Here is a 21,513-nt window from a genome sequence, read left to right on the forward strand (position 1 = left end):
GTCAGCTTATTTTTCGCTGCCAAACCATTTCTTCACTAATTTATCCATTTCTCCATTTTCTTGCATTTTTTTAATTACTTTATTAAATTCAGCTGTTTTGTCACTGTTTTTCGGAAGGGCAATTGCTGCTCCAACTTCTTCTGGCGCTTCTTTAATTTCAATTCCTTGTAAATCTTTCATTTTCTCTAAATAATTTTTAGCAACTGTGTCTTCTATAATTGCAGCGTCAAAACGACCAGCTTTAATTTCTTGTACGATTTCTGGTATACGGTCACGTCCCTCAACTTTGAAATCTACTTGTTTTTTAAATTCTGCTGCTTTCTCTTCTTGAATAGACCCTGTTTGTACCCCTACTTTTTTCCCTTTTAAATCCTCTACAGATTGAATGTTAGAGTCCTTTTTAGAAACAATCATGTTTTTCGCAACAAAGTAAATATCTGTGAAATCAACATTATTTTTACGCTCTGCAGTTGGCGTCATACCTGCCATTACGAAATCAACTTTTCCTGAGCTAAGAGATGCTAATAAACCACCAAAATCCATATCTTTCACTTTCACTTCATAACCAAGTTCTTTTCCGATATATTTAGCAACATCAACATCAAAGCCGATAATTTCATCACTTTTTGAAGCTTCTACGTATTCATACGGTTTATAATCTGCTGAAGTCCCCATAACCAGTACTTTTTTATTTTTTCCAGTAGCCTTTTCTTCTCCATTACTACAAGCACTAAACATACTTAAAATCAAAATAAGTGCAAACGATATTGATAATAACTTCTTCATCTTTCTTCCCCCTAATAATGTATATTTAAAAGTTTAATAGAATATTTATTCGATGTTTGTATTGTATCAGCACTTTTATTTTTATGCAATATATAAAATAAAAATAAATATAAAACAAGTTAAAACACCGTTACCAATGTATAAAAAGATGCATAAAATAACAAAACTATGCATATCCCACAAATTTTAATACGAAATAAAAAAAGGCGGTACATCCACTTGAATGTGGACGTACCGCCTTTTCATTTATTTTTATAAGGACTTATAATCCGTTGGGATGAACCACCTCCACTGATTATAGTTCTTCGCAATTCTCTTCGAAATACGATTGTAGTTTTGCAATAACTTGCATCGGTTCATGACCTTCAATTTCATGACGCTCTACCATCGTTACAATTTTTCCATCTTTTAATAAAGCAAATGATGGAGAAGATGGTGGGTACCCTTCGAAATATTCACGAGCTCTTGCTGTCGCTTCTTTATCTTGACCTGCAAACACCGTTACAAGGTGGTTAGGACGTTTATCATAATGTACAGAATGCGCAGCAGCAGGACGAGCAATACCGCCTGCACAACCACATACAGAGTTGACCATTACAAGTGTTGTTCCATTTCTTTTAAACGCTTCGTCTACTGCTTCTGGCGTCGTCAATTCTGTATATCCAGCAGAGACAATCTCTTCACGCGCTTGGCGGACAACATCATTCATAAAAAAGTTAAAATTAATCAATCTTTTCCCTCCTCTAAAACTACCTATTTGTATCTTACCAGTTAATGTTTATGAAATACAAGTAAGTTTACTTGTATTTCAGCATAGAAAAGGTGTTAGAGCTCTTGCTCTAACACCTTTTCTTAATGACCACGATGTTTTTGCTTTGCTTTTTGTACTTTGATTAAACGTCTTCTTTGTTTTTCAGCCTCTCGCTTCTCCTTAGATTGCACTTTCTTTTCTTGTTTATGCAGTTCATAAGATAAGCTAATTGCCTCTTGTGCCTTAGTAAAGCGGTTTACATTTACTTCTTTTGCTGCTTGTCGTATGATCCGTTTTATATTTTTGGGACGCTGTTTTTCTTTCACTTCCACGCCACATTTTGCAAAGTGCTGAAAATACGCTAACATTGAACCGTTCACAAATATAAGCACTTCTTCGTCTGAAGGTTCCGTTCCAAAAATATACCTCGCTCCATACAACTTCCCTTTTTCTTTACATGTAATGATTCCAACAAAAAATTGGCCATCGTGATATACTGTCAAATCCATTGACAGCCCCCCCTAAAAAAATTAGAAATACGGGACATCCCGGAGGGGAAGGTTACTGACATGAAATCATGCGTCTGGACTACCAACCAGAACTGTGTTTTTGTATTTCTTTCACTATTATTATATCTTTTTTTCCATAATCTTCATATATTCACTAATCATTTTTTTATGCGACCCAACAATATAGTCAGGTAGTTCTGTTAGTGGGAAGAATTTAAGCTGAACCGCTTCTTCTTTGTTCATAACAAAATCTCCATCGTATTCGTCCGTATAATAAGCAGTCGTTACAGATTGAAATTCATCACCGTTTGCTAATTTTGTAAAATAGTTCGCTCCAGAAAACACATTGATTAATCGTAGGTTCTTCACCCTTATTCCTGTTTCTTCGTATACTTCACGAAAAGCAGTTTCTTCTGGGGATTCACTAAGCTCCATTAATCCGCCAGGCAGCCCCCATTTTCCGTAAGGCTCTGTTCTTTGTTGTAATAATACATATCTATTTTCATTTATAACGAGTACAACAGCACCAACTAAAATTAAAGGGCGATGACCAACTATTTTCCGTAATTCTTCTACATATCCCATCGTATCCCTCCTTTTTCGTTGTCCACACTATTGTATCATATGTATGAAACGACAAAATGCGTATATTTTTCATTTTTTTAACAAAATATTTATTTTATGTGTTTCATCTACTGTAGCTAACAAAATGGATTCAACTTCTGCGTTTTTCTCTAGAAATTCTCTCGCCCATTCTTCTGTTTTCCCTAATAAAGCAAGAACATCTTGTTGAATGCTCCCATCCTTTACTAATACAAAAGAAACTGGAGATTTTTTTCCCGCCACTTTTAGATCAAGCCGGGAAGCTGCCTCATATTCTGGATACCGAAATATAGAAACGACACCGTTCGCTTCCCATAATGCTAATTTGATCGTTTGAATATCGCTCACATTTCGCATACGAAGTTCTGAAAATAAATATTCCACCGTAATTCTCGCTTTTTTCAAATTGCTAAAATCAATGGAGCCGTTGTGTATAAGAATGATAGGTGCTGGCTCTAAAAAGCGTCTCCATCTATCCCATTTCAACATTAAAACTGAACTTATAATATGAAGTACAACGAGTATAAACGTTGTAATCATCGAGCCCATTAATCCTACTTTTTCATCAGACAATGCGTTAGAAATATTCCCACCAAGCAATAACACTAATACAACATCTAAAAAACGAAGTTGCGCGATGGATCTTTGTCCCATTGCTTTCGCAACTAATATTAAAAATATGTATGCTATGATAGCCCGAATAACCCATTCACTATTAGAAAGATGCCGTGCTCCCTCAAAAATATGCATATGCATCACTTTGCACTCCTTACATCCCAAACTGCTAGTCCGTTTTAGTTTGCAACGTTTATGCGTATATATGTAAAAAAAGCTGGTTCGTTTAAAAACGAACCAGCTTTTTTTACTTAACTGAAAACATATATTTTTTATACGTTTTCCGTACCGATAATATGAGCCCCATCATAATCATATTTGAGAATAAGGAACTTCCCCCATAAGATAAGAAAGGTAATGCAATCCCTTTTACAGGCATTAATCCAACGATCATACCGATGTTTTGGAATATTTGAACCGTTAATATCCCAATCGATCCAGCACATAATAATGTACCGAATAAATTATCAGCAGAATAACCGATAATAATTGTTCTATATAGTAGTAATAGGAACAAGAATACAACTAACGCTGCTACGATAAATCCACCTTCTTCGGCAATTGTAGCGAAAATAAAGTCTGTATGCTTCTCAGGGATATAAACGTTCCCTTCGCCAAACCCTTTCCCTTCCATACCGCCACTACCTACAGCTAAAATTGATTGCTGTGTTTGATAACCTTGATCTGTATGTTCAAATGGATCTAACCAACCTAAAATACGTGATTGTTGGTGCGGTTTTAGTAGCGTAACTAACTTATTAAAGAAGAAATCCTCATACCTTACGTAAATAAATATTAACGTAGATAGTATAGTGACTGGAATAACTGTACATAACGCTATCAATTTCTTCTGAATACCTGACATGAATAAAATACATGCAATGGCAGCAGCATATAAGAACACCATCCCTGTATCCGGTTGGCTATATACAACAGCAATAGGCGGGAGGGATACTAGTACAATTTTACCTACTAATTTTAAGTCCGTTTGGAATGTCCTTGCCATATACTGCGCATTATGTTTCACTGCTATACTTGCTACCACGAGAAGCAATGAAATTTTGAAAAACTCAGATGGTTGAATTTGTCCAACTAACGGAAATACAAACCATCTTTTTGCACCTAATTTTTCAGGTGTGAAAGTGGAAACCGGTAGTATTTTCAAAAGAATAAGTGAAGCAAATCCAACGATATAAAGTGGCCAAGACAATTTTTGTAATTGATCTAAGTCAATGCTTGCAACAAGCAATAACAATACAACCCCAATTATGTAGTTCAAACCCTGTTTCATTGCAAAGTTTGACTCTCCATATTGGCCAGTTTGCTGACTGCTATATATAGCAGCTATACTCGTAACACATAATGCTAACAAAATTAATATTAATTTTACATCTAAACTTTTTAGAAACTCGGTACTTCTTTTCATGACATCCTCCTGAAACATTGTTACAGCAAAATAAAAAACCAGGAGTCAACATTCTTCATGTTTTGACGACTGATTACACATTATCTATAAAACACTTATATAGAATAACTCTCTTTTTCATACAATACAATATATTATACTACAGTTTCATCAGTAAGATTTGCCAAAAAAATTATTCTTTTCTTATTTTATATCCATATACCATATATCAGCAATGTATTTTCATAAATTCCTAATACATAATCGTTCATTGTAAGATTACTGGGAAAGGTATTATACATATAGTAGGATGTAGATGAAGAAATAGGATGATAAAAAGCTCGCATAAGCGAGCTTTTTATTTAATATACAGATGTATTATTTTCTGACGTATTTTCTAAAATTTCTTTTACACGTCCTAAGAACTTACCACAAATTAAGCCATCTAGTACACGGTGATCAAGTGATAAACATAAGTTAACCATGTCACGAGCACCAAACATGCCATTATCCATAATTACTGGGCGTTTTACAATTGATTCAACTTGTAAAATAGCCGCTTGTGGGTAATTAATAATACCCATAGATTGAACAGAACCGAATGATCCTGTGTTATTAATTGTAAATGTTCCGCCTTGCATTTCGTCCGCTTTTAACGATTTCGTACGTACTTTTCCTGCAAGTTCTGTAATTTCACGAGCAATGCCTTTAATTGTCTTCTCGTCCGCATGTTTAATTACTGGTACAAATAGTTCGTCCTCTGTTGCAACAGCGATAGAAAGGTTAATATCTTTCTTCTGAACGATTTTATCGCCAGCCCACATTGAATTAATTTGAGGGTATTCTTTTAACGCTTGTGCTACTGCTTTTACGAAGAAAGCAAAGAACGTTAAGTTAAAGCCTTCACGCTTTTTGAAATCACCTTTAATTGAATTACGGTATGACACAAGGTTTGTCACATCTACTTCAATCATCATCCAAGCGTGTGGCGCTTCGTGTTTACTACGTAACATGTTCGCTGCGATTGCTTTACGCACACCTGTTACTGGAATTTCGATATCGCCAGGCATTGTTGGTACAGAAACTGGTTTCGCAGATTCTACTTTTTGCGCTACTGGCGCTGCTTTTGGTGCTTCTGGACGCGCTTCTACTACTGCTGCTACCGCTTCCTCTTTCTTCGCCGCACCTGCTTGCGGAATATTTCCAGATTCCACTAGCTTTAAAATATCTTTACGAGTGATACGGCCGTTTGCCCCCGTACCTTCTACTTGATCTAAATCAACGTTATGCTCACCCGCAAGTTTTAACACAGCTGGTGAAAAACGAGGTTTTCCATCAGTTGGTTGTTTTGCTCTCGGTGCTTTTTCAGGCGTAGCTACTTCTGCCTTTGGTTCTTCTTTTGTTTTTTCCTCAACAGCTGTTGCCGCTACTTCATCTGCGCCTTCTACTTGAATTACACAAACTACTTCACCTACAGCTAACGTATCACCTTCACTAGCGATTAACTCTTTCACAATACCAGTGAAAGAAGATGGTACTTCAGCGTTTACTTTATCAGTCATTACTTCTGCAAGCGGATCATATTTGTTTACGTGATCGCCAACATTCACGAGCCATTTACTAATTGTACCCTCTGTAACGCTCTCCCCGAGCTGAGGCATTGTAATATTTTCTACAGCCATGTATAGTCCCCCCGATTAAAATTCCGCAAGTTCACGCATTGCTTTTTCAACTTTATCTGGATTTACCATAAAGAATTTTTCCATTGTTGGTGCATATGGCATCGCTGGAACGTCTGGCCCTGCAAGACGTGCGATTGGTGCATCTAAATCAAACAGACAGTTTTCAGCAATAATTGCTGCCACTTCACTCATAATACTTCCTTCTTTATTGTCTTCTGTTACAAGAAGAACTTTACCTGTTTTAGAAGCTGCTTCAATGATTGCTTCTTTATCTAATGGATATACAGTACGTAAATCAAGAATGTGTGCAGAGATGCCATCTTGTGCTAACTTTTCAGCCGCTTGAAGAGCAAAATGAACACATAATCCGTATGTGATAACAGTAATATCATCACCTTCACGTTTTACATCTGCTTTTCCGATTGGTAATACGTAATCATCTTCTGGCACTTCACCTTTAATTAAGCGATATGCACGCTTATGCTCAAAGAATAATACTGGATCTTCATCACGAATTGCAGCTTTTAGTAAGCCTTTTGCATCATATGGTGTAGAAGGGATAACGATTTTTAAACCAGGTTGGTTTGCAAACATCGCTTCTACAGATTGTGAATGATACAATGCACCGTGAACACCGCCACCAAATGGCGCACGAACTGTAATTGGACAAGTCCAATCATTATTAGAACGGTAACGAATTTTTGCTGCCTCAGAAACAATTTGGTTTACTGCTGGCATGATGAAATCCGCAAACTGCATTTCAGCGATTGGACGCATTCCATACATTGCTGCACCAATTGCGACCCCAGCGATTGCAGATTCTGCAAGTGGTGTATCTAGCGCACGATCTTCACCAAATTGATCATATAATCCGTGTGTCGCTTTAAACACGCCACCTTTTTTACCAACATCTTCACCTAAAACGAATACTTTCTCATCGCGTTCCATTTCCTCGCGCATTGCTAATGTAATAGCATCAATATAAGACATTACAGCCATGAAACGTTCCCCCCTATTCTGCGTATACGTGCTTCAATGCATCTTCAGGTGCTGCATACGGAGCATTTTCTGCATATTCTGTTGCTTCGTTTACGATATGCATAATTTCGTCTAGCATTTGTTTTTCAGATTCCTCAGTTAACACGCCAACCTCTTTTAAATAAGCAGCAAATGTTATAATTGAATCGTTTTTCTTTGCTTCTTCTACTTCTTCTTTATCACGATAAACACGATCATCATCGTCACTTGAATGTGCTGTTAAACGATATGATACTGTTTCAATTAAAGTTGGGCCTTCACCGCGTCGGCCACGGTCTGCTGCTTCTTTTACAGCTTTATATACTGCAAGCGGATCGTTTCCGTCTACTGTATATCCAGGCATACCGTATCCAATTGCACGATCTGATACATTTTTACAAGCTAATTGTTTTTCAACTGGAATAGAGATTGCGTATTTATTATTTTCACACATGAAAATAACAGGTAACTTGTGTACGCCAGCAAAGTTTGCACCTTCATGGAAATCACCTTGGTTAGAAGAACCTTCACCGAATGTAACAAACGTTACTAAATCTTTCTTTTCCATTTTTCCAGCTAATGCAATACCAACTGCATGTGGTACTTGCGTTGTTACTGGAGATGAACCTGTCACAATACGATTTTTCTTTTGGCCGAAGTGACCAGGCATTTGACGACCACCAGAGTTTGGATCTCCAGCTTTCGCGAAACCAGATAGCATCAGTTCTTTCGCTGTCATACCAAACGCTAATACAACACCCATATCACGGTAGTATGGTAATGCATAATCTTTCTCTCTATCAAGAGCGAATGCTGCTCCAACTTGTGCTGCCTCTTGTCCTTGACAAGAAATTACGAATGGAATTTTACCAGCACGGTTTAATAACCACATACGTTCGTCGATTTTACGTGCAAGTAACATCGTACGGAACATTTCTAATACTTGCTCATCACTTAAGCCAAGCTCTTCATGGCGCTTTTCTTTTACTTCTGCCATTTTTCATAACCTCCTAAATCCACATTTTTATGCGTGTAACGCTTTTCCATCTACAGCTAACGCTGCTTCACCAATCGCCTCAGATAATGATGGATGCGGATGAATTGTATGTGCTACTTCCCAAGGTGTTGCATCAAGTACTCTTGCAAGACCTGCTTCAGAAATCATATCTGTTACATGTGGTCCAATCATATGAACACCAAGAATGTCATTTGTTTCTTCATCAACTACAAGTTTTACGAAACCATCTGATTCGCCGTATACAAGCGCTTTCCCGATTGCACGGAATGAGAACTTACCTACTTTTAACTTATAGCCTTTTTCTTTCGCTTCTTGTTCTGTTAAACCGACAGAAGCAACTTCCGGACTGCTATATACGCATTTTGATACCATAGAATAATCAATTGGTGTAACTTCTTTACCAGCAATATGTTCTACTGCAGCTATTCCTTCATGAGAAGCAACGTGAGCAAGCTGTAAGCCACCGATTACATCACCGATTGCGTAAATATGAGATTCTTTCGTTTGATAAAACTCATTTGTTTGAATGTATCCTTTTTCCACAACGATATCCGTATTCTCTAAACCAATATTTTGCGTATTGGCTTGTCTTCCTACAGATACAAGCATTTTTTCTGCTTTAAATTCTTTATTCTCACCGTTATGTTCAGCTTGAATTGTTACTCCATTATCTTTTACCAATGTTTCTGGTAATACTTTTGCACCAGTTACCACTTTAATACCTTTTTTCTTGAATAGACGTTGCATTTCTTTTGAAACGTCTTGATCTTCTAGTGGTAGTATCGTTTTCGCATACTCTAATACTGTAACTTCTACACCGAAGTCAGCAAGCATAGATGCCCACTCAATACCAATTACACCGCCACCAACGATAATAATTGAACTAGGAAGCGTTTCCATTTTTAGGGCATGATCGGAAGACATTACGTACTCTCCGTCTAATTCTAAACCTGGTAATGAATTTGGACGAGAACCTGTTGCAATAAGTACATTTTTTGGAATTAACATTTCATTCTCTTCTCCACTTGCAAGTTCAACTGAAATTGTCCCTGGCATCGGAGAGAAAATAGATGGACCAAGAATACGGCCAATACCTTCAAACACATCAATTTTACCTTGTTTCATTAAGTGCTGAACACCTTTATGAAGTTGCGTTACAATCTTCTCTTTACGCTCTTGTACTTTTGCAAAGTTTAGTTCTACATTACTTGCAATAACCCCGAACTCTTCACTTTTCTTAGCAGTTGCGTATACTTCCGCACTACGTAAAAGGGCTTTACTAGGAATACATCCTTTGTGTAAACAAGTACCACCAAGATTTTCTTTTTCAACAAGTGCCGTTTTTAAACCTAGTTGTGATGCACGAATAGCAGCAACATATCCACCAGTACCGCCGCCAACGATGACTAAATCATATTCTTTTGCCATTATCTCAACCCCTAGCTACCGTTTCTTTTTCACGTACAATATATTCTTTTGGAGCTTCTTCTTCACGTAGTACACGAAGTGCCCCTTCTGCTAATGCTTGTAATTCATCTTCTCCTGGATGTACGATAACATCTGCAATCCAGTCTACTCGTTCTTTTATTTCATCAACAAGAATTTTACTGTAAGCAAGTCCACCAGTTAATACAATTGCATCGATTTTCCCGTGAAGTACAGCGCTAGCTCCACCAATTTCTTTTGCAACTTGATACGCCATTGCTTTATAAATAAGAGTTGCTTCAGGATCACCTTTTTCAACCATTTGTTCTACTTTAATCGCATCATTTGTACCAATAAGACTTACAAGTCCACCTTGTCCGACAAGTTTTTTAACCATTTCGTCTCGGTAATACTCACCAGAGAAACACATTTCAACTAGTTGTCCTACTGGTACTGTACCCGCACGCTCTGGGCTAAATGGTCCTTCTCCATTTAAACCATTATTCACATCGATAACTTTTCCTTTTTTATGAGCACCAACTGTAATACCGCCGCCCATATGTGTAACTAATAAATTTAAATCCTCATATTTGTGGTTTAATTCTTCAGCCACTTTGCGAGCGACTGCTTTTTGATTTAATGCATGGAAAATACTTTTACGTTCCATACCAGCGATACCACTTATACGAGCAACCGGCTCCATTTCATCTACAACGACAGGGTCTACAATGAATGCCGGAATATTTAATCCAGAAGCAATTTCATATGCTAAAATGCCCCCAAGGTTTGAAGCGTGATGACCGCTAAATCCATTTTTCAAATCTTCTAACATCGCATCGTTTACTGTGTATGTTCCGCCCTCGATTGGACGAAGTAATCCCCCGCGTCCACAAACTGCGTTTAACTTTGAAATGTTAATACCGTGAGAATGTAGAACTTCTAAGATCGTTTCTTTACGAAACTCATATTGGTCAATAATTCGCTTATATTTTCCAATCTGTTCTTCGTCATGACGAATAGTTTCTTCTAAAACGGGTCTTTCATTATCAAAAACACCGATTTTTGTGGATGTACTACCCGGATTAATAACAAGAATTCGATTTAAAGACACTGTTGCTACCTCCACTAATAAATTCAAAAGGAGGTGGAAACCTCATAAGAGGTAACCACACCTTTTGTAAAAGTAATATATGAATGATTAGCGACGGCTAATAATGTCGTGACCGTTGCGTAAGTATGTGCTACGAGAGTTTTTCAAGCTTGCAATGCGCTCTTCAGCTAGACGATCAGCTGCTACATAAGTTGCAATGCCATCGCGTTTTGAAATTTCGATTACTTTTGCAATTGTGTCATAAATTGACTCAACGCGTTTTAATGCACGTTCTCTATTGTATCCATATAACTCGTCTGCTACGTTAATTACGCCACCTGCATTAATTACATAGTCTGGTGCGTATACGATACCCATTTCATGAATGATGTCGCCGTGACGATCTTCTTTTAATTGGTTATTCGCAGAACCAGCGATTACTTTTGCTTTAAGTTGTGGGATAGTTTCGTCATTAACTGTTGCGCCTAATGCACATGGTGCGTAAATATCACATTCAACACCGTAAATTTCATTTGGCTCAACTGCTGTTGCACCGAATTCTTCTACTGCACGTTGTACAGCTTCTTTATTAATATCTGTAACGATTAGTTTTGCTCCTTCAGCGTGTAAATGTTTGCATAGGTGATATGCTACGTTACCAACACCTTGAACAGCAATTACTTTTCCTTCTAAATTATCAGTACCGAAAGCTTCTTTCGCAGCAGCTTTCATACCACGATACACACCGTATGCAGTTACTGGAGATGGGTTACCAGAAGAACCGAATGATGGTGAAATACCTGTTACAAAGTCAGTTTCTTCGTGGATAATATCCATATCATCTACTGTTGTACCAACATCTTCAGCTGTAATGTAACGTCCGTTTAGTCCTTGAATGTAACGTCCTAATGCACGGAACATTGCTTCGCTCTTATCTTTACGTGGATCACCGATAATTACTGTTTTCGCACCACCTAAGTTTAAACCAGCTGCTGCGTTTTTGTATGTCATCCCTTTTGCAAGACGCAATGCATCTTCAATCGCCGCTTCTTCAGAATCATATGTCCACATTCTTGTTCCACCAAGAGCTGGTCCAAGTGTTGTATCATGAATTGCAATGATTGCTTTTAAACCAGATTCTTTATCTTGACAAAATACTACTTGCTCATAATCATATTTTTCTAAGTATTCGAATATTTCTAATGTCATTGTCGTTTCCCCCTAATTGTTTTACCCTATTTGGTTTATTTTGAAGCAGTCGCAACTGCCAATGCTAATGAATATACTTTTGTTTCTGCTGAATCAGCACGAGATGTTAAAACAATCGGTGCTTTTGCGCCAGCAATCATTGCTCCTACTTTTGCATCCGCAAAGTATACGAGTGATTTATATAGCACATTTCCAGCTTCAATCGTTGGGACGAGTAAAATGTCTGCCTTACCTGCTACATCACTTACTATGCCTTTATGTTCTGCTGCAATTTGTGATACTGCATTATCTAAAGCAAGTGGTCCATCAACGACACAATTTTTAATTTGTCCGCGGCGATTCATTTGAGTTAACATCGCTGCATCAATTGTCGCTTGCATCGCAGGATTCACAACCTCTACCGCTGCAATTGGTGCTACCTTTGGCAAATCAATTCCTATTGCCCGGGCAACTTCTACAGTATTCTGTATAATAGCAGCTTTCTGTGTTACATCAGGTGCAATGTTCATCGCTGCATCTGTAACAAAAATGAGACGATCGTAATTTGGAACTTCAAATGCTGCAACGTGTGAAAGTACGCTACCTTTACGAAGTCCCCACTCTTTATTTAATACAGCTTTCAAAATATTTGCTGTTGGGATGTTTCCCTTCATGAGCACATCTGCTTCGCCGTTTCTTACAGCTTTCACAGAAAGTTCTGCAGCCTCAGCACTTGACTGTGCTGCAATCACTTCAATATGTTCTGAAGTTTGTAAATTATGTTCTTGTAACATCCCCATTATTTTTTCTTGGTTTCCATATAGACGAAATTGAGCTAGCTGTAATGTAATTGCTTTCGCTACAGCTTCAATTACTTCATGATCTTCAGCTACTGCTACAGCCACAGTTTTTTTAGGCTGGCCTGCTGCTTGATCAATTAAGTGTTCTAACTTCATATTTTGTAATCAACCCTTTCCGTCGTCCCTCGTCTTTTTATTAAGCAAATACCGTGCCAACTTTTTAAAGTGGTCTTACCAATAATGAAAACGCATTCAAAACACAGTAAAATCAATACTTTGGAAAATAACAAAAGATTCTGTCTTATTTTGTCACTTTTGTATACCATGCAATAAATTGCACGGTACGCAATTTATTGCATGCTATTTTTTGCACACTCATACTTTTCTAGCTTGTAATATAAATTTCGAACCGAAATTCCTAACGCTCTTGCTGTTTGTGTTTTATTTCCACCAAACCTCTCTAAATATTCATGAATGATATTCCCTTCAAACTCCGTCACTAAATGCTCAAGTGGCTTTTCTTCTAACTCAGGTAATAAATGAGCTTGCTTTGACTCCACCTGCTCTTCGTTATGTAATGGCGGTAAATGTTGTACATCAATATAAGTCTCGTTATAATTCATAAAGATAATAGCTCTCCCCAAAATGTTTTCAAGTTCCCTCACATTCCCTGGCCATTCATATGATTGTAAATAGGAAATAGCAGAATTAGTGAGCCCCTCTATATTTCGGCCATAATCTTGGTTAATTTTTTGAATTAATCTGTCTGCGATTGCCGGTATATCCCCTTTACGCTGACGAAGGGATGGAATGTGAATTGGAATTTTATTTAATCGATAATATAAATCCTCCCTGAATTCTCCTTCTAAAATGGCTTTTTCTAAATTCACGTGCGTCGCTGCAATTACTCTGACATTAATAGGGATTGCTTTCGTTCCACCAACTTTTACAATTTCTTTCTCTTGCAAAACGCGAAGGAGTTTCGCTTGCGTATTGGCAGATAGTTCGCCTATTTCATCTAAAAAGATACTGCCGTTATTCGCTTCCTCAAAGAATCCACGTTTTCCGCCTCTTTTCGCGCCAGAAAACGCCCCTTCCTCATAACCAAATAATTCACTTTCTAACAAGGTCTCCGAAATAGCTGCACAGTTTACACGAACGAACTTATTATATTTTCGATTACTTCCATTATGGATAGCATGTGCAAACAATTCTTTACCTGTCCCTGACTCCCCGCGTAGCAATACTGTTGCTGGTGTATTCGCCCCCAGTTTTGCCTGCTCAATAGCAGCCGTTGTTTCATCTGAATTTCCGACAATGTCATCAAATGAATATTTCGCTTCTAACGTTCGAATAATTTGCCTTGCTCGATTCAATTCATTTGTTAACTTTTGAATTTCTGATACGTCACGAATTACACCAACGCTCCCTTTCAATATTCCATCTACAATGACTGGTGCTACGTTTACAATTACGTCTCGCTTTTTTTGTCCAATCTTCATATGTATTCCTCGTACTGCCCTACGCGTTCGAAGTACTTTCATATGCATACTTTCACCTTCTACAATATCAGTTGTAGCTGGCTTTCCAATAATGTCCTCTTCTGTTAAACCTGTTAATTTCGTATATGCAGGGTTAATTACTAACCCTCGTCCTTTTTCATCCACGACCGAAATGGCTTCCTCAGACGAGTTAATAATCGCCTCAAGTAACGTTTGAATCTCCTTTAAATCTGTAACTTCTTCCGCAAGATCTACAACCTCTGTTATATCTTTAAAAATCGCAAATGCCCCTTGCACTTCTCCTCCCTCTTTTAATATTGGAATACGGGTTGTAATAATTTTCTTTCCATTCTCAAGCGTCAGTTCATAATTTACTTCTATTTGTTTCGTACGTATAATACGAAGCAGCTTACTAGTCGGAATAACTTCTAAAATATATTTGCCTACCGCATCTTCTTTTTTATATCCGATAATACGTTCTGCACTTTTATTAAATAGGCGAACTTGTCCTTCTTTATCAATCACTATCATACCGTCATGCGTGGAGTTTAAAATTAAATCACCTTGCTGCGTTTGCTCTTCTAACTTTCCAATTAAACCTTCCTTCTCATGTGCTAATCTCGTAACAATCTTTGCAATATCACCTGGTATAAGAAGAGTATCTTTATGCTTTTTCTTTAATAAATCTTTATGTAAATCATCGTCACCTGTCATATCAAACATTACATCAATGTGCATAGAAAGAAACGGAGTCACACTCTCTCCAATCGCAATCCCGTATTCCTTTGCCATCTGTAACCCTTTTGCTATCGGATTTATATCAATAATCCCTATAATTTGAAATATATTCGAACTCTGTAACAGACGTAGCAGTGTACTACCACCTTCACCTGCACCAACAATTAAAACTTTTTGTTTCATATATTACACTTCCTCTCGAAGTATCTCTGCAAAATTTTTCACACCCTTATCTTACTCGTTCAGCCCCCTCTTGACAAACCCCCTTTTCATATAACATTATTGAAATAAAGTGAAACTTTAATCAGTGGGGGTTTTCTTCATCCCCCACTGATTATTAGTTGAACCAATCGGACTTTTATGGGCAGTTGATCCCCCACCTAACTTCTTTGCTTTCGCTGCATTTTGAGGTGGGGATCTTACTGCCCATTAAAGTCGGATAAACGAAATAATCTGAAAAGGAGCGTTTATATGCAGCGTTACCTTGCTCTATTATTAGCACTCATCCCTATTTCATTAGCTGTGCTTGGCATTAAGTTAATGAGAGATACAGTATTCGGGATTCTATTTCCTCCACTCTCTATACTTTGGTTACAATTTTTAATTGGCGCTCTTTGCTTCGGACTAGGGTTTTATATTTTTGGTGGCTTCGTCTTACACCGAGACCGTAAACGAAATAAAGTACAAGCGCGCTTTAAAAGATAGGAAAGTCCTACTACTTATCAATAAAAAATGAGACCGTTACAAGCGGTCTCATTTTTTTATTGGCAATAACGTTCTTGCCGTTTCAGGATAATCAGTAATAATCGCCGATATGTTCATATCAAAATATTTACGCATAAGTGTTTCTTCATTAATTGTATAGGGCCGAACTTCTACATCACTTTCCATCGTTAATTCAGCAATGGCATCTTGAAGGTAACGATAATTCGGATGCACCGCAGTAGCTCCCATCTTTTTTGCATATGCCCATGGGCTATGCAGGCCTTCGCGATATAAAATCGCTGTTTGAATATCAGGAGCCATCATATGACACCTTTTCATACTGTAGTGATTAAATGAAGAAAATATAACACGATTTTCTAAATTAAATTTGCGTACAAGCGTTATAACTTCTTCCTCTAAGCCTCTGTATGGAATTTTATTATTTTTAAGTTCAATATTGAGTAACAACCCTGTTTGTTCAATCCATTGTAACACTTCTTCTAAAAGAGGTATTTTACAAAAACCTACTTTATCACCAAATTTATAGCTCGCATCTAATTTACATAAATCCTCATATACATAATTTCGAACCGCACCTTTTCCATTTGTTGTCCGGTCCACTGTTTCATCATGAATGACGACAACCTTTCCGTCTTTCGTTAATTGAACATCAAGCTCAATTCCATCTGCCTTAAAAGATTCAGCTGCTTCAAATGAAATCATCGTATTTTCTGGGTACGTTCCCGCTGCACCACGATGTGCAAATATAAGAGTCATCCTCACTCCCCCAATCTTATGCTATACTATACGAAAAAGGAGGTACTTCTATGAGACCATTACAAATTTCTCCAGACACTGCAGTCCGCCTATCAAAAGCATTAGGTGTTCCACTTGAACAACTTATGCATATGCCGCAGCACATTTTAATTCAAAAGTTAGTTGAATTAGAAAAACAAAATAAAGACGAAGAATAATACAGTCCTGTTTCACAGGACTTTTTATTATTTTCTATTATATCACGGATGACTTGCTTGCTAAAATCCCTCATCGGATATACCGTGATTCAATTTAACCTTCACTTCGAACATGTACAATAAAAAGACCAACGAATTCTAACATTCATTGGTCTTTAATTAAAAAGTTCATTGGTTTTAAATTTACTATCAAGTATACATTTCAAGAATTATTAAAAACTTAAATCCCTTACTTCTTCTATTCTCAGCTAGCCTTATGTTCAAGTCTCAGCTTATCCGCAACCATTGCGATGAACTCGGAGTTCGTAGGTTTTGCTTTTGACATAGATACTGTATAACCGAATAAGGACGAAATAGAATCGATATTCCCGCGACTCCATGCTACCTCAATTGCGTGACGGATTGCACGCTCGACACGGCTTGCTGTTGTATTATATTTCTTCGCGATATCTGGATACAATACTTTCGTAATAGATCCAAGTAATTCAATGTCATTGTACACCATAGAAATTGCTTCCCTTAAGTACATGTACCCTTTAATATGAGCAGGCACACCAATTTCATGAATGATACTCGTAATGCTTGCATCTAAGTTTTTCGGTTTTCCATCTACTGTTGTTGCTGATCGGAAAGATGGCAGTGGACGTTTAATAGTAGCGTTCGCTTTACCGCTCACTTGACGAATATGACTCGTTAAATTCTCCATATCAAATGGTTTTAATATGAAATATGACACACCTAAGTCAACTGCTTTTTTCGTCACATCTTCTTGTCCAAACGCTGTCAACATAATTACGCTAGGCTGTCTTAACCTTTCAATATGGCGCATTTTCTCTAGTACAGCTAACCCATCTAAATGTGGCATAATAATATCTAATACAAGTACATCCGGCTGCTTATCTTTTAATAAATTTAAACACTCTTGACCATTATAAGCAGTACCGATTACTTCCATATCCTCTTGAGCAGCTACATAACTCTCTAGCATTGATACTAATTCTTTATTATCATCCACAAGACATACTTTAATTTTCTCCACAGCTTTTCCTCCCTTACCGAATCGATTCTCCGACATGTGTATCCTTCTAGGCTACATGAATTGTTCGACAATTGTGTGAAAATTCCCTTTTAAAGTTTGTTACTTTCCGATAAAATCACAAAAAAATATGTTTATCGTTTATTTATTCCTTTTCGCAACACATTCCATCATAGAAAAACAACGAAACGTTCAACCCTTTCCTTTTATTTTACAACAAAAAACACCTCTTGCGGAGCTTTTACAAAATTTCAACGAATTTTTCAATAGAAAAACGAGCTAATTATTAATTAGCTCGCTTTTCTTTCTTGATCATAAATGTTAATTCCAGCCTCATGTAACATCCATTCAATATGAACACCATATCCTGATGTTGGATCATTTACAAATACATGTGTAACAGCGCCAATTACCTTTCCATTTTGTACAATTGGACTTCCGCTCATCCCCTGTACGATACCACCTGTTTTCGCTAATAAACGTTTATCTGTTACTTTTATTACCATGCCTTTTGTTGCCGGAAACTTTTGCGGTACTGTACTCACAACTTCAATATCAAACGCTTCCACTTTATCTTGATCAATAACCGTTAATATTTTTGCTGGTCCTTCTTTTACTTGATGAGATAGTGCAATAGGCATTGCTTTATCCATTACGCCATTTGTCATATTTGTATTCAATTTGCCAAAAATACCAAATGGACTATTGATTGTAATATTGCCAATCACTTCACGATCAGGTGAGAACCTCGCTAATTTCTCCCCTGGATTCCCATGACTACCTCTTTCAATTGATGTAACTGTCGAACGCATAATTTGTCCATCTTCGACTTGAATCGGCTTTTTCGTATCATTATCAGAAATGACATGACCAAGTGCCCCATATTTCATAGAATCAGGATGAACAAATGTCATTGTTCCGATTCCAGCTGCCGAATCACGAATATATAAACCAATGCGATAAGACGATTCTCCACTGTCTTTTTGTGGTGTTAATTTAGTGCGGATATGCTTTCCATCCCTTAACAAAACGAGATTAAGCGGTTCGCCTGTTTCCCCACTATTATGAATAAATGGTGCTACATCACTCATTCTTTCAATTGTTTTACCATTAATTTCAGTAATCATATCTCCAATTTGCACACCAGCTGTTTCACCAGGAGATACTTTCCCTTTTTCAGTTTGAATTAAATGATGGCCTACAACAAGTACCCCTTTTGTGTTTAACTTTACACCAATTGATTGTCCACCTGGAATAACTTTGAAATCTTTTAATACTCTCACATTTACTTTTTTCACTGGAAAACCAGCAAGCTGAAACACCATATCTGCTTCACCATTTTGATGAGAATTTACCATAAGTCCTTGTTTTTGTTCATTTGAACTTACTGTAAACACATGACGATCTGTAGATGAAGCTTTAAACACTGGTAATGAAGCTATTTCTGATTGTTGTCCTTCAAAAACAACAAGTTGCTTCGGAGATGAAATAAACGTCCGAAGCGGTTTAAAACACCCAATAAAAACTAAAGAAACAAGGAGAAAAATACCTATTATTTTGCGAAATCTTTCTAATTTCAATTTATTCACTCTCCTCGCTCCTACCCCACATTCAGCCTTTTGGCTTCACTTTTTAATCTCTCCTTGCAATGCTTTATTTATAACCGGAAGAATTAAGAAATCATCATTTGAGAAAAAAAGCTATCCATTACTGGATAGCCTCTGCTGTCTGTTTAAAACGATGCGCTTGCGTAAGTAATTCTTTCGCATGTTCTGTCGTTAAATCTGTAATTTCCACACCAGAAATCATTCGAGCTATTTCTGTTACTTTATCCTCCATAGTTAAAACGGTAACTGATGTAATTGTTCGATCATTTGCTACTTGTTTTCGAATAAATAAATGCGAATCCGCCATTGAAGCTACTTGAGGTAAGTGCGTAATACAAAGTACTTGTGAGTTTACTGATACTCGATAAATCTTTTCCGCAATAGCCTGTGCGACCCGGCCACTTACACCAGTATCCACTTCATCAAAAATAACAGATGCAACACCTTGATGCTTAGAAAAAATGCTTTTTAAAGCTAAAATAATACGGGATAACTCTCCGCCAGAAGCAACCTTTGAAAGTGGTTTTAGCGGCTCACCCGGATTTGTTGAAATATAAAATTCCACATGATCGTAACCATCCGCTGTAAGTCTTACCGGTGCTCCCTCCACGAGAGGCTCTTCTGCATTTCCTTCTCGCTTCATGATTCTCACTTCAAATTTTGTTTTTTCCATATATAATTCTTTTAATTCTTGATGAATGGCATTTGTAAGATGCTCTGCAAGTTCATGACGCATATTACTTAACAACGTTGCTTCTTTCAGAATAACACTTTCTAATTCCTTCAACTGTTTCTTCGTCGTTTCAATATGAACGTCTTTATTTTCAATCGTAAAAATTTCTTGTTCAATTTTATCAGCATACGCTAAAATCTCTTCTACAGTATTTCCATATTTTCTCTTTAGCATACGAATTTCATTTAAACGCGTTTCAATTTCGTCTAAGCGATTCGGATCATATTCCATCATATCGAGCTTTTCTCTTAGTTGATACGCAACTTCTTCTAATAAATAATAACTATTGGCAATGGAATCATGATTTTCTTGATACACTTCATCTAAATGTGTAATACTCTCCATCTGTCCCATTGCGCTTCGTACATTATCTAACCCTTGTCCGTCAGCACTTAACGAGCGATACGCGTCACCTAATGCTTTATAAATCTTTTCGAAATTAGAAATTTGCAATCGTTCTTCAGTTAAGTCATTTTCTTCATCCATCTTTAAATCAGCTTTACGGATTTCTTCATGCTGGAATTGAATTAAATCTAAGCGATGCGCCATTTGTTGTTCATTTTCACTTAACGATTTCAACTGTTTTTTTAATTTCTCATAGTCAGCATATACGTTTTGGTATATATCTAATTGTTTAACGATACGCTCTCCATCAAAATGATCGAGCATAAATAAATGACGTTCTTCATTCATTAAGTCTTGCGTTTCGTGTTGCCCATGAATATCAACAAGTGTTTTTCCAATTTCTTTTAATACACTAAGGGTAACTAGTTTTCCATTTACACGACATACACTTTTTCCGTTTGCAGCGATATCACGCTTCAAAATAATCATGCCGTCTTCTATTTCTATATCCAACTCTTCTGCTTTTTCAATACATGGATGCTTATCATCTTCCACATAAAATAGCCCCTCTATCTCAGCTTTTTCTGTTCCGTATCGAACAAATTCTGCTGAACCACGGCCACCTACAAGTAAACTAATCGCATCAATAATAATCGATTTTCCGGCCCCTGTTTCACCACTTAAAACCGTTAATCCTTTTTGAAAAGAAATATTTAATGCCTCAATAATAGCAAAGTTTCTAATCGATAATTCCGATAACAATGCCCCATTCACCTCGTTATAAACTAATCCCCTATGAAGGGCTTTTCTCAGTTCTTTATTCAAATAGTCATACTATATGTTTGTATGTATAAATTACTTTTCTAACCGCTCCATTGTACCAAACATTTGTTTTACGGGTCAATCCACATGCCCATCAACTTAAGAACGAAAACAAAATGAACTTTCGTTCAAACAAACTAAAAAACACGTAATGTACTTTTG

The 21,513-nt window shown here is 37.1% G+C and carries 20 protein-coding genes; 2 read left to right on the plus strand and 18 right to left on the minus strand.

What is annotated here, in order from left to right; genetic code table 11:
- Positions 1–6: 6 nt before the first annotated feature.
- The 14 genes from PDQ68_RS13205 to PDQ68_RS13270 all read right to left on the minus strand — a co-directional run bounded on the left by PDQ68_RS13205 (position 7) and on the right by PDQ68_RS13270 (position 15,312).
- Entirely contained in the window at positions 7–786 is a 780-nt protein-coding gene (locus PDQ68_RS13205) for a transporter substrate-binding domain-containing protein (protein ID WP_061183939.1), read from the minus strand.
- Positions 787–1,081: 295 nt separating this feature from the next.
- Complete coding sequence (locus tag PDQ68_RS13210) at positions 1,082–1,495, minus strand: BrxA/BrxB family bacilliredoxin (protein ID WP_001998211.1); 414 nt, start codon at positions 1,493–1,495, stop codon at positions 1,082–1,084.
- Positions 1,496–1,638: 143 nt separating this feature from the next.
- Positions 1,639–2,046, minus strand: a complete 408-nt coding sequence (locus PDQ68_RS13215; RefSeq protein WP_000366594.1) for a YjdF family protein — start codon at positions 2,044–2,046, stop codon at positions 1,639–1,641.
- A 120-nt stretch (positions 2,047–2,166) separates the two neighbouring features.
- A complete protein-coding gene (locus PDQ68_RS13220; RefSeq protein ID WP_011040653.1) occupies positions 2,167–2,631 on the minus strand; it encodes an NUDIX hydrolase in 465 nt (154 codons plus the stop codon).
- A 69-nt stretch (positions 2,632–2,700) separates the two neighbouring features.
- Entirely contained in the window at positions 2,701–3,405 is a 705-nt protein-coding gene (locus PDQ68_RS13225; protein ID WP_061183940.1) for a DUF421 domain-containing protein, read from the minus strand.
- Between the two features lie 106 nt (positions 3,406–3,511).
- The gene (locus PDQ68_RS13230) at positions 3,512–4,690 is read right to left on the minus strand and encodes an FtsW/RodA/SpoVE family cell cycle protein (RefSeq protein WP_000831204.1); all 1,179 of its coding nucleotides are present in this window, start codon (positions 4,688–4,690) and stop codon (positions 3,512–3,514) included.
- A gap of 341 nt (positions 4,691–5,031) precedes the next feature.
- A complete protein-coding gene (locus PDQ68_RS13235) occupies positions 5,032–6,351 on the minus strand; it encodes a dihydrolipoamide acetyltransferase family protein (RefSeq protein ID WP_061184054.1) in 1,320 nt (439 codons plus the stop codon).
- A 15-nt stretch (positions 6,352–6,366) separates the two neighbouring features.
- Positions 6,367–7,350: a 3-methyl-2-oxobutanoate dehydrogenase subunit beta gene (gene bfmBAB / locus PDQ68_RS13240; protein ID WP_000290076.1), complete on the minus strand. Its 984-nt coding sequence runs from the start codon at positions 7,348–7,350 to the stop codon at positions 6,367–6,369.
- A gap of 13 nt (positions 7,351–7,363) precedes the next feature.
- On the minus strand, positions 7,364–8,365 hold the full coding sequence (gene bfmBAA, locus PDQ68_RS13245) for a 3-methyl-2-oxobutanoate dehydrogenase subunit alpha (RefSeq protein ID WP_000852554.1): 1,002 nt from the start codon (positions 8,363–8,365) through the stop codon (positions 7,364–7,366).
- 27 nt (positions 8,366–8,392) lie between these two features.
- On the minus strand, positions 8,393–9,814 hold the full coding sequence (gene lpdA / locus PDQ68_RS13250) for a dihydrolipoyl dehydrogenase (RefSeq protein WP_001051288.1): 1,422 nt from the start codon (positions 9,812–9,814) through the stop codon (positions 8,393–8,395).
- A gap of 4 nt (positions 9,815–9,818) precedes the next feature.
- On the minus strand, positions 9,819–10,922 hold the full coding sequence (gene buk / locus PDQ68_RS13255) for a butyrate kinase (RefSeq protein ID WP_000056191.1): 1,104 nt from the start codon (positions 10,920–10,922) through the stop codon (positions 9,819–9,821).
- Between the two features lie 87 nt (positions 10,923–11,009).
- Positions 11,010–12,110 (minus strand): leucine dehydrogenase, encoded by a 1,101-nt coding sequence (locus PDQ68_RS13260; RefSeq protein WP_000171362.1) that lies wholly within the window; start codon positions 12,108–12,110, stop codon positions 11,010–11,012.
- A gap of 35 nt (positions 12,111–12,145) precedes the next feature.
- Complete coding sequence (yqiS, locus tag PDQ68_RS13265) at positions 12,146–13,045, minus strand: phosphate butyryltransferase (RefSeq protein WP_000763072.1); 900 nt, start codon at positions 13,043–13,045, stop codon at positions 12,146–12,148.
- A gap of 194 nt (positions 13,046–13,239) precedes the next feature.
- Positions 13,240–15,312 (minus strand): sigma-54 interaction domain-containing protein, encoded by a 2,073-nt coding sequence (locus PDQ68_RS13270; protein WP_270786828.1) that lies wholly within the window; start codon positions 15,310–15,312, stop codon positions 13,240–13,242.
- Positions 15,313–15,600: 288 nt separating this feature from the next.
- Between PDQ68_RS13270 and PDQ68_RS13275 the strand changes: the two genes are divergently transcribed.
- Entirely contained in the window at positions 15,601–15,834 is a 234-nt protein-coding gene (locus tag PDQ68_RS13275; RefSeq protein ID WP_001190192.1) for a DUF2627 domain-containing protein, read from the plus strand.
- Positions 15,835–15,882: 48 nt separating this feature from the next.
- On the opposite strand, the gene PDQ68_RS13280 is transcribed toward PDQ68_RS13275, so the two are convergent.
- Positions 15,883–16,611 carry a glycerophosphodiester phosphodiesterase gene (locus PDQ68_RS13280; protein WP_000172557.1) on the minus strand — a complete coding sequence of 243 codons (729 nt, stop codon included), beginning with the start codon at positions 16,609–16,611 and terminating at the stop codon, positions 15,883–15,885.
- 50 nt (positions 16,612–16,661) lie between these two features.
- On the opposite strand from PDQ68_RS13280, the gene PDQ68_RS13285 reads away from it, so the two are divergent.
- Positions 16,662–16,808, plus strand: coding sequence for a YycC family protein (locus PDQ68_RS13285; protein WP_001247671.1), 147 nt, complete (start codon positions 16,662–16,664; stop codon positions 16,806–16,808).
- A 244-nt stretch (positions 16,809–17,052) separates the two neighbouring features.
- On the opposite strand, the gene spo0A is transcribed toward PDQ68_RS13285, so the two are convergent.
- From spo0A to recN, 3 genes are all read right to left on the minus strand, one after another.
- Entirely contained in the window at positions 17,053–17,847 is a 795-nt protein-coding gene (spo0A, locus tag PDQ68_RS13290; protein ID WP_061184128.1) for a sporulation transcription factor Spo0A, read from the minus strand.
- A 287-nt stretch (positions 17,848–18,134) separates the two neighbouring features.
- Complete coding sequence (gene spoIVB, locus PDQ68_RS13295; RefSeq protein WP_002028467.1) at positions 18,135–19,433, minus strand: SpoIVB peptidase; 1,299 nt, start codon at positions 19,431–19,433, stop codon at positions 18,135–18,137.
- 118 nt (positions 19,434–19,551) lie between these two features.
- On the minus strand, positions 19,552–21,291 hold the full coding sequence (gene recN, locus PDQ68_RS13300) for a DNA repair protein RecN (RefSeq protein ID WP_000947753.1): 1,740 nt from the start codon (positions 21,289–21,291) through the stop codon (positions 19,552–19,554).
- Positions 21,292–21,513 lie beyond the last annotated feature (222 nt).

Source organism: Bacillus cereus group sp. Bc010 (assembly GCF_027716745.1).
GTDB classification, from domain to species: Bacteria; Bacillota; Bacilli; order Bacillales; family Bacillaceae_G; genus Bacillus_A; species Bacillus_A pacificus.

What these genes read in the sequence shown, in the direction of transcription:
- bfmBAB (WP_000290076.1), bottom strand. Translation starts at nt 7,350, where the DNA reads ATGGCTGTAATGTCTTATATTGATGCTATTACATTAGCAATGCGCGAG.
- PDQ68_RS13275 (WP_001190192.1), top strand. Translation starts at nt 15,601, where the DNA reads ATGCAGCGTTACCTTGCTCTATTATTAGCACTCATCCCTATTTCATTA.
- PDQ68_RS13280 (WP_000172557.1), bottom strand. Translation starts at nt 16,611, where the DNA reads ATGACTCTTATATTTGCACATCGTGGTGCAGCGGGAACGTACCCAGAA.
- PDQ68_RS13205 (WP_061183939.1), bottom strand. Translation starts at nt 786, where the DNA reads ATGAAGAAGTTATTATCAATATCGTTTGCACTTATTTTGATTTTAAGT.
- PDQ68_RS13270 (WP_270786828.1), bottom strand. Translation starts at nt 15,312, where the DNA reads ATGAAACAAAAAGTTTTAATTGTTGGTGCAGGTGAAGGTGGTAGTACA.
- PDQ68_RS13235 (WP_061184054.1), bottom strand. Translation starts at nt 6,351, where the DNA reads ATGGCTGTAGAAAATATTACAATGCCTCAGCTCGGGGAGAGCGTTACA.
- bfmBAA (WP_000852554.1), bottom strand. Translation starts at nt 8,365, where the DNA reads ATGGCAGAAGTAAAAGAAAAGCGCCATGAAGAGCTTGGCTTAAGTGAT.
- PDQ68_RS13215 (WP_000366594.1), bottom strand. Translation starts at nt 2,046, where the DNA reads ATGGATTTGACAGTATATCACGATGGCCAATTTTTTGTTGGAATCATT.
- PDQ68_RS13260 (WP_000171362.1), bottom strand. Translation starts at nt 12,110, where the DNA reads ATGACATTAGAAATATTCGAATACTTAGAAAAATATGATTATGAGCAA.
- yqiS (WP_000763072.1), bottom strand. Translation starts at nt 13,045, where the DNA reads ATGAAGTTAGAACACTTAATTGATCAAGCAGCAGGCCAGCCTAAAAAA.
- lpdA (WP_001051288.1), bottom strand. Translation starts at nt 9,814, where the DNA reads ATGGCAAAAGAATATGATTTAGTCATCGTTGGCGGCGGTACTGGTGGA.
- PDQ68_RS13285 (WP_001247671.1), top strand. Translation starts at nt 16,662, where the DNA reads ATGAGACCATTACAAATTTCTCCAGACACTGCAGTCCGCCTATCAAAA.
- PDQ68_RS13210 (WP_001998211.1), bottom strand. Translation starts at nt 1,495, where the DNA reads ATGAATGATGTTGTCCGCCAAGCGCGTGAAGAGATTGTCTCTGCTGGA.
- PDQ68_RS13220 (WP_011040653.1), bottom strand. Translation starts at nt 2,631, where the DNA reads ATGGGATATGTAGAAGAATTACGGAAAATAGTTGGTCATCGCCCTTTA.
- PDQ68_RS13225 (WP_061183940.1), bottom strand. Translation starts at nt 3,405, where the DNA reads ATGCATATGCATATTTTTGAGGGAGCACGGCATCTTTCTAATAGTGAA.
- PDQ68_RS13230 (WP_000831204.1), bottom strand. Translation starts at nt 4,690, where the DNA reads ATGAAAAGAAGTACCGAGTTTCTAAAAAGTTTAGATGTAAAATTAATA.